13 protein-coding genes and 1 other annotated feature are annotated in these 15,477 nt (G+C 46.6%); of the genes, 1 reads left to right on the top strand and 12 read right to left on the bottom strand.

The annotated features are described in order from the left end of the window. Nucleotides 1–21 precede the first annotated feature (21 nt). From V8G47_RS12060 to V8G47_RS12030, 7 genes are all read right to left on the bottom strand, one after another. Nucleotides 22–1,245, bottom strand: a complete 1,224-nt coding sequence (locus V8G47_RS12060; protein ID WP_336200332.1) for an MFS transporter — start codon at nucleotides 1,243–1,245, stop codon at nucleotides 22–24. A 59-nt stretch (nucleotides 1,246–1,304) separates the two neighbouring features. Further along, nucleotides 1,305–1,555 (bottom strand) — a binding site (T-box leader). 107 nt (nucleotides 1,556–1,662) lie between these two features. Continuing rightward, nucleotides 1,663–1,863, bottom strand: coding sequence for a hypothetical protein (locus V8G47_RS12055; protein WP_034761269.1), 201 nt, complete (start codon nucleotides 1,861–1,863; stop codon nucleotides 1,663–1,665). A gap of 328 nt (nucleotides 1,864–2,191) precedes the next feature. Then, nucleotides 2,192–3,640: a carbon starvation CstA family protein gene (locus V8G47_RS12050; RefSeq protein WP_336200331.1), complete on the bottom strand. Its 1,449-nt coding sequence runs from the start codon at nucleotides 3,638–3,640 to the stop codon at nucleotides 2,192–2,194. 303 nt (nucleotides 3,641–3,943) lie between these two features. Next, nucleotides 3,944–4,657, bottom strand: a complete 714-nt coding sequence (locus V8G47_RS12045) for a LytR/AlgR family response regulator transcription factor (protein ID WP_336200330.1) — start codon at nucleotides 4,655–4,657, stop codon at nucleotides 3,944–3,946. Next, entirely contained in the window at nucleotides 4,654–6,393 is a 1,740-nt protein-coding gene (locus V8G47_RS12040; protein ID WP_336200328.1) for a sensor histidine kinase, read from the bottom strand. Before V8G47_RS12040 ends, V8G47_RS12045 begins: the two co-directional genes overlap by 4 nt. A 118-nt stretch (nucleotides 6,394–6,511) precedes the next feature. After that, on the bottom strand, nucleotides 6,512–7,354 hold the full coding sequence (locus V8G47_RS12035) for a YihY/virulence factor BrkB family protein (RefSeq protein ID WP_336200327.1): 843 nt from the start codon (nucleotides 7,352–7,354) through the stop codon (nucleotides 6,512–6,514). A 17-nt stretch (nucleotides 7,355–7,371) separates the two neighbouring features. Next, nucleotides 7,372–7,791 carry a hypothetical protein gene (locus V8G47_RS12030; RefSeq protein ID WP_261752235.1) on the bottom strand — a complete coding sequence of 140 codons (420 nt, stop codon included), beginning with the start codon at nucleotides 7,789–7,791 and terminating at the stop codon, nucleotides 7,372–7,374. Between the two features lie 246 nt (nucleotides 7,792–8,037). Between V8G47_RS12030 and V8G47_RS12025 the strand changes: the two genes are divergently transcribed. Continuing rightward, the gene (locus tag V8G47_RS12025) at nucleotides 8,038–8,265 is read left to right on the top strand and encodes a DUF1128 domain-containing protein (protein ID WP_336200410.1); all 228 of its coding nucleotides are present in this window, start codon (nucleotides 8,038–8,040) and stop codon (nucleotides 8,263–8,265) included. A gap of 75 nt (nucleotides 8,266–8,340) precedes the next feature. On the opposite strand, the gene V8G47_RS12020 is transcribed toward V8G47_RS12025, so the two are convergent. From V8G47_RS12020 to V8G47_RS12000, 5 genes are all read right to left on the bottom strand, one after another. Further along, nucleotides 8,341–8,856 carry a type 1 glutamine amidotransferase domain-containing protein gene (locus tag V8G47_RS12020; protein ID WP_336200326.1) on the bottom strand — a complete coding sequence of 172 codons (516 nt, stop codon included), beginning with the start codon at nucleotides 8,854–8,856 and terminating at the stop codon, nucleotides 8,341–8,343. A gap of 66 nt (nucleotides 8,857–8,922) precedes the next feature. Continuing rightward, complete coding sequence (locus V8G47_RS12015; protein ID WP_336200325.1) at nucleotides 8,923–10,239, bottom strand: lysine N(6)-hydroxylase/L-ornithine N(5)-oxygenase family protein; 1,317 nt, start codon at nucleotides 10,237–10,239, stop codon at nucleotides 8,923–8,925. 228 nt (nucleotides 10,240–10,467) lie between these two features. Next, complete coding sequence (locus V8G47_RS12010; RefSeq protein ID WP_336200324.1) at nucleotides 10,468–11,466, bottom strand: class I SAM-dependent methyltransferase; 999 nt, start codon at nucleotides 11,464–11,466, stop codon at nucleotides 10,468–10,470. Beyond that, on the bottom strand, nucleotides 11,463–12,779 hold the full coding sequence (locus V8G47_RS12005; protein ID WP_336200323.1) for an FAD-dependent oxidoreductase: 1,317 nt from the start codon (nucleotides 12,777–12,779) through the stop codon (nucleotides 11,463–11,465). Before V8G47_RS12005 ends, V8G47_RS12010 begins: the two co-directional genes overlap by 4 nt. A gap of 274 nt (nucleotides 12,780–13,053) precedes the next feature. Further along, nucleotides 13,054–15,459, bottom strand: coding sequence for a PAS domain S-box protein (locus V8G47_RS12000; protein ID WP_336200322.1), 2,406 nt, complete (start codon nucleotides 15,457–15,459; stop codon nucleotides 13,054–13,056). Nucleotides 15,460–15,477: the final 18 nt, after the last annotated feature.

Genomic DNA, 15,477 nt, shown 5'->3' with positions numbered 1-15,477 from the left:
ACCTCCTTCATGAGTGCGTTTTTATTTATTATAACATCCTGAATTATAATTTAACTGTTTTTTCCAAGAATTCTTCCTCAGCGCTCCCCATAAAACCAGGGTAATCCCTAGCATGACAATCGAGCCTGCAACGACCGCTGCCCGAACCGACACCACCTCTGCCCCCAGTCCGATCAGAACCGTCAGCAAGATAACAAGGAAGCCTTCAAGCAATCCATACAGACTCCCTACCCGACCCATGATTTCAACGGGGATATGTTCTTGATAAAACGTCTCGAACCCTGTTGTCGCAAAGGCCAGGGCAAAGGATAAAAGAGCAAATCCAATCGCAGCCGTCAAGAAGTCATGTGAACATGCATATATGATATACCCCAGGGAAACGATGACAGAGCCGACACCCATGAGGTGCATATGATGAAGTTTATGAGACAACGCCGCATTCAGGAGAGATCCCAGCACAAATCCTCCCCCTGCAATGCTCACAAGATATCCGTAGGTGCTATTGGAAAGATGCAGCACATCTTTAGAAAATGCGGCTTCAAGGGAATCGATGGCGGCCGTCATCACAAGCATGCACGTGAACAATACGTACAGGATCATCACGTAAGCCGCTCTCTTACTGAAACCCCATACCACCCGCCAATCCTCCTTAATGATTTCCCAGTCAACGGTACTTGTTTCATTCAATGAATTCCCCTCAAGTTTCGGCAAAAACAGGGTGATCACCCCTGATAACAAAAGGGCAAGAGCATTCATATAAAGGGCGAAATCCGGTGTTCCCATCAGGAATAAAACCCCGGCCACCCCGGGCCCGATCAGAAACGCCCCCGACCCCACGAGTCCCCGAAGAGCATTGAACCGCTGCCTGTTCCCCTTCGGAATCAAGGTCGTGATGTAAGCCATCGATGCCGGATAAAAGACGGCACTCCCCATATTGATGAAAAGCACGACAACATACATCCACCAATCCGCGGCAAGGAATGGCAACGCTGCAATCAACACCGCCCTGAAAAAGTCCAGTGCCGCCATCAGATTCCGCTTATTGACCCGGTCAATCAAACTCCCGGCCCACCCATTCGTGATAAGCGCCGCAATTGGCTTCAATACATACAACATCACCACAGCCACAGGCGATCCCCACTCATCCAATACAATCAAATTAAGGGCAATCAGATAAATCCATCCGCCGATACTCGAAATTCCGATTCCCGATAAAAGCAACAAAGGATCCTTCCACTTTTTCATTCACTATTCCTCCCCGCGATTTTTGTAAAACAAAAAAATCCCACCCCCAAGACGTTGGTCTTGGGGGCGAGATTATTGATCGCGGTGCCACCCCAGTTCACCAGTATGTCACCATACCGGCCTTTTCGGGTACGGCCCATCGGCGTATACCCTAGCTCCGTAACGGGAGCTCCCGTCACACCATCCCCGATGCCGGTTCCGATGCGATGCTCAGAGTCTTGGTTCAATACCGTCCTTCCTGCCCCTTTTCAGCTGCCGGAGCTCTCTTTAAAGAAGTCTTGATATCTACTCTTCTCTTCATGGCATTTTTTTGAAATTTTTATTATGGTAGCATGGTTGGGGTGGAAAGTAAATGAAAATTACATAATCAGCTTCAAAAAAAAAGAGCACTCTCCTAACGAGCGCTCCTCTCCCCAATTAGCTACCCATCTTCCGGCGGGTATTGCTTGGCTTCTTTGTTTGCTGACTTTGCATGCGTTGGTTGGACGCAAGACCGCCTGTTGCCTGCTTGCCGCCTGCCTGTGCTTCTTTCTTCTTCGCAAGCTGTTGCTTCATCGCTTCCTGAAGGCTGATTTTTTTCTTTTCTGGCTGTATTTGTTGATCATTAGTATTCGACATAATGGGATCTCCTTTTTGAGACTACTAAATTTTTGAAACTACCTCCATTATAATACATCCTACCGAATAAAGACATCTGCCTAAAAAAGAAAATAAGCCAACCCCGTAAAGGATTGGCGAAAAAATATTTCTAGTGATATCCATTCTGTCCGTTTGCAGAACCGGATGTTTTTTGTTTCGGTGTGTGTTTCCCGTTTTGCTTTGTACCGCCGTCTTTTTTCGTTTTCTTTGTCATGCTGAATCACTCCTAACACATAGTTTGTGAATCCTTATTATTTTGTACGAAAAAAGAAAAGAGTTTCCCGGTAATTACCGGAAAACTCTCTATTTAGGCTGCTGGCTGCGGCACGTCTTCGTCGACCTGTATGACGCTTCCATTGTTTAAGCGCTTTCTTAATGTGTAGATAAAGGCAAGGATTGACACAATCGTTATGACTGCAGCTCCCATATAGGCTGTGCCCATGGAAAGCCCGAATCCGATCGGAGCGTTCAAGATGTACGTGAACGTCACCATCGTCATAAAGACGGCCGGGATCGTTGCGACCCAGTGTGGTTTCTTTTGAAGGGCCAGGTACATGGCACCTACCCAAAGAGCAATCATCGCCGTCGATTGGTTTGCCCAAGAGAAGTATCTCCATAAGAGATTGAAGTCCATACGTGTCAGTATGACTGAAATCACGAACAGTGGAACGGCAATCCAAAGGCGGCTGGACATTTTCACTTGTCCGACTTTGATGTAATCGGCAATGATCATACGTGCACTTCGGAATGATGTATCACCGGAAGTGATCGGAAGAACGATGACTCCAAGGATGGCAAGCGTTCCGCCGATGGAACCAAGCATCAGAACAGACACTTCGCTCACGACTGCAGCAGGTCCTCCGTCTTTCAAGATCGCATTCAGTTCACCAGGCTCGAACAGGCTCATGGCTGCTGCTGCCCAGATCATCGCGATGATTGCTTCTAAAATCATCATACCGTAGAAAATCTTGCGCCCATTCTTCTCGTTTTGAGTCGTTCTTGAGATGATAGGTGACTGTGTTGCGTGGAAGCCTGAAAGGGCCCCACAAGAAATCGTCAAGAATAGTAAAGGAAAAATAGCGATAGAATCAGGATGCATATTCGTCAGGGATACTTCCGGGATATCCGCTCCCGTAATCACCAATCCCGCTCCGATTCCTACTGCACTGATCAAAAGCAGTACCCCGAACAGCGGATATACTTTACCGATGATTTTATCGATCGGCAGTAGCGTTGCGACAATATAGTAAATGAAGATCGCTGTAATGATGACACCAAGTGAAATCCATTCCGGCGTCAGATTCGCAATCAGTGCTGCAGGTGCCGTAACGAACACCGTCCCTACCAATACAAGTAAAAGAATCGAGAATGCGTTCACTACATGCTTCATCGTTTTACCAAGGAAACGTCCTGCAAGCTCCGGTAAATGAGCCCCTCCATTACGGATTGAAATCATCCCCGTCAAGTAATCATGTACCGCTCCGGCAAAAATCGCCCCGAGTACGATCCAAAGGAAAGCGACCGGTCCGTATAACGCTCCCATGATCGGACCGAAGATCGGGCCGACACCAGCGATATTCAACAGCTGGATCATGGAGTTCTTCCCTGTTTTCATCGGAACATAGTCCACTCCATCCGCCTTTGCATAAGCAGGGGTGGAACGACTTTCATTCACTCCAAAAATCTTTTCAATCAATTTTCCATATGTGAAGTAACCAATAATTAAGACAACAATCGAGACCAGGAATGTGACCATGTATATGATCCCCTTTCGTTCAGTTATGAATACGCTTTCATTATAGCAAGCATATTCACATTTTCGTCACATTCTGTCCAAGATGTTAAAAATCAGTGCTGAAATGCAGAAAGAAAGGGTTGACGTGCTTGGGAAAAAGGCCGGTGCCTGGCACTGGTTGCGTAATTGGTGCCAGGCACCAACAAGCTTACTTGTACCAGGCACCCATCAACCATTTTGTACCTGGTACAAAAATCAAAAAATGTACCAGGTACAAATCCCTCCGATTGTACCTGGTACACGCACACTACACTCCAACTCCAACTACAACTCCAACCGCTCCCGCAATTCCTTCACATAATTCCGGCTCACTGGAATCGCCTCATCCGCCCCATGAACCTTCAGCTGGTAAACGCCGCTCCCCCATGGAATCAGTTCTTCCACAAAGGGCAGCTGAACGAGATAGCTTTTGTGGACGCGGAAGAACGGATAGGTGCTGAGTTTTGCTTCCAATTCCTTGATTGGCATCCTGCACGTGTATTTCTTTTTTTCCGTACAGATGAATGTTTCCCGCTCTTCCCTGAAAATATAGAGAATATCCTCCGGTCTGACGAATACAATCTTATCCTCATCATGCACGGCCAGTTTCCCGAGGGATGGATTTTCTCGGGGTTCGGCCTTTACCAGAGACTTCAGCCTCTCCATCGTCTGGGCAAGCTGATCCTCTTCAAAAGGCTTCAGCAGGTAATCGACAGCCTCGACCCGGAATGCTTTAAGGGCATAGTCAGGGTACGCCGTGGCGAAGACGATTTCCGGCTTATGTTTCATATTTTGAAGTGCCTCGGCGAGATCCACTCCGCTCATGCCGGGCATCTCGATGTCCAGGAACAGGACGTCAGGCTCTTTCGTCAAAATGATTTCGAGGCCCTTCTCGGCTGAGCTTGCTTCCCCTACCACTTCCGCCCAGGGATACCTGCCGAGGAGATGCTTCATTTCCTCCCGGCTGTATGGTTCATCATCGATGATCGCGATTTTCATTCCTTTTCACTCCTTAACGTAAAGGCAACAGTGGTTCCGCTTTCCTTTGAAGATGAGATCTTTAGCCCTGCTTCGTTTCCCATCATCATTTCCAGGCGTTTGTTCACATTGTATAGACCGATCCCTGTGCCTGCCTGGGATTCCACGGGCTCCGTCAATAGCTTACTCAGTCTGCCTTCAGCGATGCCGCATCCATTATCCGTCACGCTGACGGTCACTTTCTCTCCTTCTTTCCTTATGGAGATCGTTAACACAAACCCTTCTTCTACATTTTTCATCCCATGTTTGATTGCATTTTCCACCAGAGGCTGAAGGGTGATGGAGGGGACTTTCGCCTGCAAGGCATCTTCATCGATGTGATACTCGACTTCCAGCCGGTCAAAGAATCGTGCTTCTTCAATGGCCAGGTATGCTTTCACATGCTGCCCTTCTTCTTTGAGAGTGGACGTTGATTTCGTGCTCCCCGTCAGATTCTGGCGGACGAATTGGGAAAGGGAAATGAGCAGTGTCCTGGCCTTATCGGGATTGATCCGGGTCAATGACACAATGACATTGATCGTATTGAACAGAAAATGAGGGTTGATCTGAGCCTGAAGCGCCTTTACTTCGGACTCTTTCGCTAACTCCTTATGGGTATCGATTTCAGCAAGCTCCAGCTGATGGCTTAGAAGTGTCGCAATCCCCTTGGTTAACTCCATCAATATCGGTGAAATTTCCTTTTCAGAATGAAAATAGAATTTCAGCGTTCCGACGATGTCATCCCCTTTTAAAAGCGGGGCCATGATGGCCGCTCCTAATGGACATCCGCTCCTGTCACACTGGATATCTTCCCGCCCCACCTTCATGAGCTCTCCGGTTTCGATGACCCGCTTCGTAGCTTCTGTTTGGATTGGCCGCCCTTCATGGTGATGATCAGATGCAAGTCCGACATGAGCGAGGATGTGGGAGGTATTCGTGATCGAAACGGCCAGGGCATTGACATCCCTCATAAGGATTTCACATGTTGCCCGGGCTGACGATGCATTCAATCCTTTTCGCATGTATTGCACCGTGCTGTCTGCCAGGCGCAGTGCTTTCTGCGACTGAGCAGCCCCCATCCGTTCCTCTTCTTGAAATACACTTTTGATGATAAGAAGGAAAATCCCGGTTCCGACGCCATTGGCGAGAATCATCGGCCAGCCGATATCAGACACGAGCAGGTAAGCATCGTCAAATGGTTTCGACAATAACAGAATGAGAAGCATCTGCATCCCCTCTGCAATAAAGCCGACAAGAAACGCCTTTTGCGGAGAGACGAGCCTGTTTTTCTTTTCCCGCTTGCCAATCCAGCCTGCCAACAGACCTGCAAGCACCGTCGAGATCCCGCATGAGAACGCCGTGAATCCACCGAGGAAAAACCTGTGGACACCCGCCACCAGTCCAGCCCCGAGACCGATCCAGGGACCACCGAGAAGTCCTGCCACCACAACACCGATTACCCGCGAGTTCGCAATCGCTTCATTCTGTTGGAGATGCCACTGCCATTTCGTATATTCTTCCTGTAACGGATTCACGATCAATCCTGTATATGTACCAACGATTCCGAAGAAGCCAAACAGCAGGATCAGGAGGAGCGTCTGGGATTTCTTTACATGGGTCCGTTTTTCAATCAGATGCCGAAAGAAGCTGATCCTCGTCATCACAAAGGCAATTGTCACGATGATACCGAGCCGTTCAACCATTGCAGCAATTAACATATCCCGCCACCTCACTTTCTATATCAAATAAAAAAAGAAGACCCCTTAAACACGAATGTTTAATAGAATCTTCCCCTACTCCAACCTTTACTATGTTCGGGGAATGATTTCCCCTATTTTAACACGAATCTTTTTCTTTTATTGTAACAAGTGCATTGATTTCTCCACCGATCATGATGATGATTCCCGTTAGGTAGAACCAGATCATGAGGACGATGATCCCTCCGATGCTGCCGTATGTGGCCGAGTAGTTCCCAAAGCTCCCTACGTAATACGAAAAGGCCAAGGACGCGAGTACCCAACCAAGCGTCGCAAAGATCGCCCCTGGAAACGCACTTAAACATTTGATCCGTTTACTTGGAGCGAAATAATACAATCCGACGAAAATGATAAAGAGGATGATGGGAGTGATGGCCCAGCGAATCCCGTTCCATATCGTTAAAAATTGATCTGAAAATCCGAATTGAGAAAATAAGAAAAGACCAATCTGCTTTCCGAATACCGGAAGCAGGAGGGCGATGACAAATACCAGGATCATGGCAAAAGTCAACAGAATGGACATCAAGCGAGTCGCAATGAACGACCTTGTTTCCTCGACATCATATGCCCGGTTCAAGCTCTTCACAATGGCATTCATCCCATTGGATGCCGACCAGATCGTGGCGATGATACTGACGGACAGTAGACCGGAATTACGGTTGGACATGACGTCCTGCAGCGTTTCCTCGATCATCGACATCGTTTCACCCGGAGCAAAGTCCCTTACCAATCCAAGAATATCACCCTGTTCAAAGGGCAGATACGGAAGAAGGGTTACAATGAATATCAGCAGTGGGAAGAGCGATAAAAGAAAGTAATAGGCAATTTGCGCAGCAAGGCCCGTTACGTCATTCGCACTGATATTGGCGAAAAGACTTTTCGAAAATCCTTTCCATTCTCCTTTGACCGTCTCATCCGACATGCTTTCACCTCATTTCGTTAATACCCCTTAAATGAAGAAGCAATCGGCTGGCTCTCTTCATCCTGAGCAGTTAGTTCATTCGATGGCTCTTGACCTGAAAATGTATCTTTATATGCTTCTGATGAGTCTTCGAACGTTTCTTTCGTCTCCTCGATGATCTCTTTCACCTGAGGAGTCATCCCTTTGATTTCATCCACCTTTTCACTGATAAAGTGAATGTCCCTCGAGACCTGATCGGCGGTCATGCGCAGTTTCTCATACACTTCCTTCGATGTCTCAAGCAACCTCTGAGGATTTTTTGAATAGGTGGAGATATACTGTCCACTGTTCTTTAAAGTGGAGCCCACTTCCTGACGTGTCGACCTGTCCAGCAGAGACAAAAGCCCCCCTGCAACAGCACCAAGCATGACCCCTTTGTAAAACTTATTTCTTCCCATATGTATTACCCTCCTTCAAATGATTGTCTTTTTTATATTCAGCAATCGGCTGCAGCCGGATTCCACTAGATCATATACTTTCTGGCAGCATTCTCGCGTATTAGCTTATCTACTCATTTCCCATTCCTTTATAGTGTAAAACATTCTCTGAAAAAAATCCTCTTCTATCCATGCCTTATTGACAGGATGAAGGAATCATGGAAAGATAAATGTACTACACTGCACGTCAGAAAGGACGATTCGGAGATGGATTTATCACAGAACACAGCAGAGAACATCGAATTCATGGTCACAGCGATTAAAGAAAAATTAAGGATGGTCAATGCAGGTGCCGTCAAGCCTGAAGATTTCAATGAAGAAATGTACGAGGATCTCCACGACCTTTATGTCATGGTGAACCGCAAGGATCATTTCAGCCCGAGCGAGATGAACGCCATCATTGAAGAAATGGGCAGCCTTAGAAGAAAAGCGTGAACAATAACTTAAAAAGGGGACATTCCCACAAAGGTACAAAATACCTTGGGGAATGTCCCCTTTCATTTACTTGTCTTATTTAGAAAGAAGCGCCAATGATTCACGGTTGAATGCCGGGATATCATCAGGTGTCCTGCTTGTTACAAGCTGATTGCCGCACACGACGACTTCTTTATCTTCGTATGTCACACCTGCATATTCCATATCGACTTTGATGGACTTGAAGCCCGTTGCTTTTCGTCCTTCCAGGGCTTTTGCCGTAATAAGTAATTGTGGTCCGTGACAAATCGCGAATACCGGCTTTTTCTCATCCATGAAATGCTTGGTGAATTTCACGAAACGATCATCTGCACGGAGCTGATCAGGAGAAAATCCGCCTGGTAATAATAAGGCATCAAAGTCTGCAGGATTGACGTCATCGATGCTTTCATCGATCTTCACCGTTGCATCACCCTGTTTACCTTGGACTGATTTTCCTTTTTCCTTCTCAATCGTTACGACCTCGTGGCCTGCTTCTTTGAACGCTTTTTCAGGATCTGTAAATTCTACGTCTTCAAACATGTCTGTAATTAATGTTGCGATCTTAGCCATAAAATATAACACTCCTATTATTGTTTGATTTCTTATCACACTTATACTTTACCCGGCACACAAAGATTAAAACCCATCATTACCCATTGTGAATTGGGAGAAGATCGTCTCCCTTTGTACTTCATATACTTCTTTCCCCACGATGTCGTTGATGATATGGATATTCCGGTCGACAGCCAATCCAAGATTCGTCGCCCCGGCCCCGTGGGAGTGCTCCAGATTCGTCACGGTGTAAAAATGATGATCGCGATCCGGCTTTTCCTTAAACTGAAGCTTATAGTTCCGGGAGACTTTAAATTTCTTATCATCTTCCCACACGATTTTGTCTTGGAACTCTTCAAAAAACCATTGAGGAATATTCGGCTTGTAACCTGTCGCTAAAATCACTTTATCGCTTTGATACGTGAATTCCCGATCTTCCTGCCATTGGCGGCAACTCAAGATGTAACCATCCCCTTCATCCCGGATTTTGTTCACTTCCGTCAGGGGCTGGATGGTCGCGCGGGGTGACTGGTCGCTGACTGAGTGGTTATACAGGATGTTATAAATATTGTTGAGGGTATCCGGATCGATCCCATTCCTGAGCTGATCAAGGGTTTTCAGGGCTTCCATCCGCTTTTCATACGAGAGTCCATGGAAATAGTCCACATAGTCAGGTGCGAAGAATTCCTGCCCGAGCTTTGATGATTCAAGCTGCAGGATCCCTTCGGAACGTGTCAGCCATGTCAGCTGATACGAATGATTTTCCTGTTCCTTCAGTAAATCAAAGAACACCTCGGCTGCACTTTGACCGGATCCCACAATCGTGATGGCGGCCCCTTCCATCGTCGTTTTTTTATGGAACAGATACTTGCTCGTATGATGGACGTCCTCATCCGGCAGCCCTTCCATTCCTTCTGGAATAAGAGGCTTGCTTCCCGTTCCCATCACAATATGCTTCGCATAATAAACCTCACGCTCATCTTTCAGCCGATTATCGACCACCACTTTATAACCGTCGCCAACATCCGTTACCCCGATCACTTCGCTATGAAATTGACATGAGCTCAGCTGACCCGAGACCCAGCGGGCATACTCATTGTATTCCTGACGCGGCATTTCAAACTTTTGAAAAAAGAAAAATTTATATAAACGATTTTGGGTATGTAAATAATTCAAATAACTGTACCGGCTCTGTGGATTCGCAAACGTCACAAGATCCGCGATGAACGGCACCTGCAGATCTGTCAGGTTGATCAGCATCCCCGGATGCCACTGAAACTCAGGGGTCTGATCGAAGAACTTCACCTTCAGATCGGTCCTTTCCTCCATCAGGGCAGCCAAACTCAAATTGTACGGCCCGATCCCGATTCCGATACAGTCGAATATTTCATGTTTACTCAATCGGCTCTCCTCCACATTCATGATCTACTTTTCTATTTTTACCCTAAAATAATGAGTGATTATCCTATTTCTTGAAAATAATTATGGTGAATGTGTGACCATTGGGTTCAACTGCTGAATCTCTTTAGAATTTTGACAGGTGAATCTCAATCGTTATTCAGCTGCTGATTTCCCTCCACTATTCAACAGCTGAACGAAAGCATACTCAAAACAAAAAAAGATCCCTTCTCACAAGGATCCGTTTTTCCTGAAAATCATTACGTACCATCCGCCTTCTTTCACGATCGGTTCGACGGACTCGACTTTGAAATGGGTTTTACCGGCCAGTGTCTCCATTTCCTTCTGAGAAGGAATCGGGTACAGATTCTGGAATGTCATGAAGAAGCTGTTGAAGGCACTGGAGAATTGCTTTCCATGCTTGGATTTCTGCATCGGTGTCAGGACGAAGAACAAGCCTTCAGAACCGAGCCACGTTGATGCTTTTTCAAAGAATTGCAGACGCTCGGATGGATCGATATAGTGAAAGAGATTATTGGCCATGATCATATCAAAGGGTTGTTCAGGCTCATATTCATGCAGGTCCCCACAGTGGATTTCGATATTTTCAAAGTCTAGCAGGGATTGTTCCGCTGCTTTGGCGACGGCTTCATGGATCTCGATCCCCACCATTTTCTTATCGGGATAACGCTCCCCTATCCTCTTCACATATCCTCCTTCGCCGCATCCCAAGTCCAATATGGAGTCCGCATTGTATTTTTTAATGGCCTTCTGCACCTTTGGAAATGCAAACCGTTCCAGTAGAACCGACGTTTTCGCTACGGTGGAGCCGTGGACATCCGAATTGAAGTGCTGTTTCGTCTGATTCCGAAGGAGCTGAGGGTACGATAACAGTGCCGGGATATGCAGTTCCATCATTTCTTTCAGCAGGATCCCTGATGAGTGGGGGTCTTTTTTGGATGTCGGGAGCTTCCATCTGTTTCTTGTCGTGACTTTCTCGTCCTCCACCCGTTTCAGATGTTTGATGGTGATTCCCACTTCCACCCATTGTTCAAGGAGATCCATTTCGATATTTTGAGAGAGCGCCACTTCCTGAATGGAAGCAGGCTTTGTAAATTGATCGAACAGGTCCATTTCATATCCGACATAGGCGTGCCAGCTGTATAGGAAAGGAACATTCTTTTTCATCCAGGTACGTGCCCGCCATACCTTTACCATTTCTCCAATCATTGTAGTGCCTCCTTTCCTTTCCAGGGATAGTCCTGATTTTCTGTAAATGTAGTCGCTGATTTTTCTTCTTCTGTTAATGAATCATGTCTGATCGGGAGCATGCCCCCCTGGATCATCCGGTCATAAAGGGTTTCCCTCCACATGCCGAGGCCTGAGATGTTCAACATCTGTTTGTAATGGGAAATCGAGTCCCTTTCCATCCTCTGCAGGCTTTTATTCCGGAGCCAGCCGACGGGTCGGTAAGGATAGGAATAGACGAGGGCCGATAAGTGACTGAGGTGCATTTGGTGGGCGACCCTCTTCTTTCTCACCTTTGGATACCATTCCAAGTTGGCTGGATCTAATTTTCCCTCTTTATACATGTCACATAATAGCTCACCGAGGATGCTGCCATCCTGAATCGCCATATTCATCCCTTCCCCCGCCATGGGATGAACCGTATGGACCGCATCTCCGATAAGGGCGAAATGATCCTTCACATAGGTCTCAGCATGATATTTCAACGGGACCATGAGCTGGATTTTCTTCCAATCGTCTATCTGGTCCACATACCCGTCAAGATCCGGGCACATCTCGATATAGAGTTTATGAAACTCTGAAATCGGTTTTTTTCGGAGGGTTTTGTATTCACCTGCCGGGATAAGATAAACCGACCTCACTTCATTGTCAGGGAGCGGAAATAAGCCTAAAAATGATTGATATGTAGAAATGATGCGCCCCTTCACCATTTCCTTTGGCCGGGGGAATGTGACCGTAAGGAAATGATGATTATACTTTTTCTCCTTCACATCCACTTCCATATAGTCACGGGTGACTGAGCTCCTTCCCTCTGCGCCTATGATGAAGTCACTATGAATCTCAGTTTCGTCCTTCGTTTCCCGATCCTCGACGATCACGGTATGACCATTTATTTTTTTACAGACGGTATTCGCCCGATAATGAAAGGATGGATATGCTTCCCCTTTTTGTCGCAGGATGTCCTTTAGCGTTTCATGATGGATCATGAGGGAAAATGGATACGGGGTGGGAAGGATGGAGTAGCTCATGGTTGAATGTTCAGCCTTCGATTTGGCCCGTTTCAATTCAATCAGTTCCAGATCGGAAATGCTGTGTCCGTTTTGGAAGACATCGTCTATGACTCCCAGGGAATCAAATATTTCCAGGCTTTTCGGCTGGAGAAGCTCCCCCTTGTAGACGGAACCCGGCCCCGGCAACCGCTCTACGACGGTTACATCGATGTTACACTGGGCAAGTTTCAGCCCGAGTGTCAGGCCGCCAATGCCTCCACCGCTTATAAAGACGTTCGTCTTCATCTCTCTTCACCTCTTTCCATTCATTTATCCTATTTCCAGGATGTTGAAACTTGCCGGTGTGCTCTCGCCAAGAGTTGACAAGTTCCTTACAGGAGAACTTTCACGAAGAAATTTGCAGAAGACGCTATTTCCCGGGAAAATATCAGCATTCCCACTCACTCCCTTCCAAGGTCTTTTTCACTATTTGTCGGATTATTTCCCCTTGAAAAATCGACAATACCCGTGTAAACAAAAAAAACCACGACAAGATTCATCTCTCGTCGTGGAGTACTTTCTAATGATCGTTGGCAATCGGCAGAAGGACCGTGACGGTGGTCCCTTCGCTGACGTTGCTTTGAATCGATAGTGAGCCGTGGTGCTCCTTGATGATTTTCTGACAGATCATCAGTCCGAGCCCCGTCCCTTTTTCTTTCGTGCTGTAAAATGGTTCACCAAGATGCTTCATGCGCTCAGGAGGGATCCCGCTCCCGTTGTCTTGAATCGAGATTTTCCCATGACCATCCACCTTTTCCAGCTGAACATTGAGGAGTCCGCCTGCAGGCATGGCTTCCAGGGCATTTTTCATCACATTCAAGATGACTTGTTTCATTTGATGGGAATCACAGTAGATTTCGACCTCTTCCACAGAGAACCTCACATCGACCCCCTGCTTCAGGCATTCCATCTTGATGAATTCAACCGAGCTTGTGAGAAGGGTCGTCAGGGATGTAAGGGAAAACTTGACGGCCCTTGGTTTAGCCAGTGCCAGAAACTCATTGGTGATGATTTCGATCCGGTCAAGTTCACCCTGGATGACCCCAAAATAAAAGTCATCCTCGGCATTTTCCTTCATGAGCTGGAGGAATCCTTTCAGTGTCGTCAGTGGATTCCTGATTTCGTGAGCAACGCCCGCTGCAAGCTGCCCGATCATCGCCAGCTGCTCTGACTTCTTCAGCAGGTCTTCGTTGAGCTTCTTCTCGGATAAATCACGTATAATGGCAGAAATACCGATCAAACGCCCACCATCATTCAAAATCGGATTCATATTAAACGCAATCTCGACCGGTGAACCGTCTTTCCGGTACCGGACGGTTTCATAGTCTTTGATCCGTTTCCCGGCCATCACCGTTGCCAGGTTCTGTTTGAACTGACCGACCTGATCTTCCTGATGGAGAAAGGTGATTTCCCTTCCTGTGATTTCATCCTTCGTCCACCCGAACATCGATTCAAACTGTTGGTTTACTTTTAAGACCTTTCCTTCCGGATCCAGAAGGGCGATCCCGTCTCCTGCATGCTCAAAATAGGCTTCAAGCAGCTCTTTCGCTTCTTTAAGTTCTTCTTCCATCTGCAGTTTTTCCGTGATGTCCTGTCCGAATCCGTATATCCCGATCACCTTATTCTTGACACGGATCGGGATGTTGGTGACGGCTACATGGCTTTTACCACCTTCTCCATTTTCGAAGGTGGTCACAAATCTTGACGCTTCTCCTTTAAGAGCGACTTCAAATTTCTTGATGGCCGTTTCCTTACTGCCCTCCGCTATGAACTCACTGAAGTGGCTTCCGATCATATGCGGCGATATGTGGTCCCACTGGGTTTTCACCGCGGGATTCACTTCTTGAATGATTCCGTTTGTATCGACCATATAGATATTGTCTGGACTGTATTTAACGATTGATTTATACTTCTGTTCGCTTTCGATCAGCTTTCTCTGAATATCCTTGATCAGGGAAATGTCCGATATGGACACGATGATTTCCACCACGGCGCCTTTTTGAACGACCGGGACGATGGAAGCCAAATACTCCAATTTCTTGTATTCGTCTTCATAGGTCAGCTCTTCTCCGGTTTCCCATATCCGCTTTAATTTCGGCTGGATCTTCCCCAAATGGTGGGAATCAAACACTTCCTGTATCGTTTTACCGATCACTTTAGAAGGAGTCAGGTTCAGCTTATTCAATAGTTCCCCCGCTGCCATTTCAATGACAAAATCCTGATCGCTTTTCTTTATCTTGTACGTGATCGTCTTTTGAAGGCGGAGGGTATTTTCAAGTTCCAACTTTAAGGACATCAATTCATTTTCATACTTTTTCTTTTCTGTGATGTCGTGAAGGATGATCCCCACACTATACACCGTTCCGTCACTCTTATAATTGGCTGGGGAAATGGTGATGTTGCAGGTGATTTTCCAATGCGACCCCATATCGAAAGTTACTTCTTCCCCTGTCATATTCAAGCCTTTCAACCCATTCTTCACAATGGATTGAAAGGGTTGATTCTGCAGTGGGGGCTGCTGACAGAGGGGCTCCCCGAGAATGGCATCAGAAATCTGAAACAGCTCCTGGAAAGACTGATTCATTTCCATCACGTTTCCGTTTTTATCAATGATACATACACACGTAGGCGTGTTGTGGATAAGGGCTTCATAAATCGCCGAATGGGAATGATTGGAACCATCCCGTGGAACGCCGGACCCCACAGGGATCATCATGACCAATTCTTTGGACTCATCAATCCGTTTTCGTTTGAATCCGTAGTATTGATGATGCAAGCGAATGGAATAATCGTCATCCTCAAGAATTTTCAGGAGAAGATTGTCTTCCTTGAGGGTGATTCCCTTCCATTCTTCATTTTGTTCTATAAAAGATGGTTGTATCACATCGATTATTGCTGCCGGGGCTGGAATTGAATCTACATTCAATGCATGATTAGGGTGCAT

The sequence above is a fragment of the Rossellomorea sp. LJF3 genome (assembly GCF_037046045.1).
Taxonomy (GTDB): Bacteria; Bacillota; Bacilli; order Bacillales; family Bacillaceae_B; genus Rossellomorea.
This window is presented reverse-complemented; position numbering and strand designations above follow the sequence as displayed.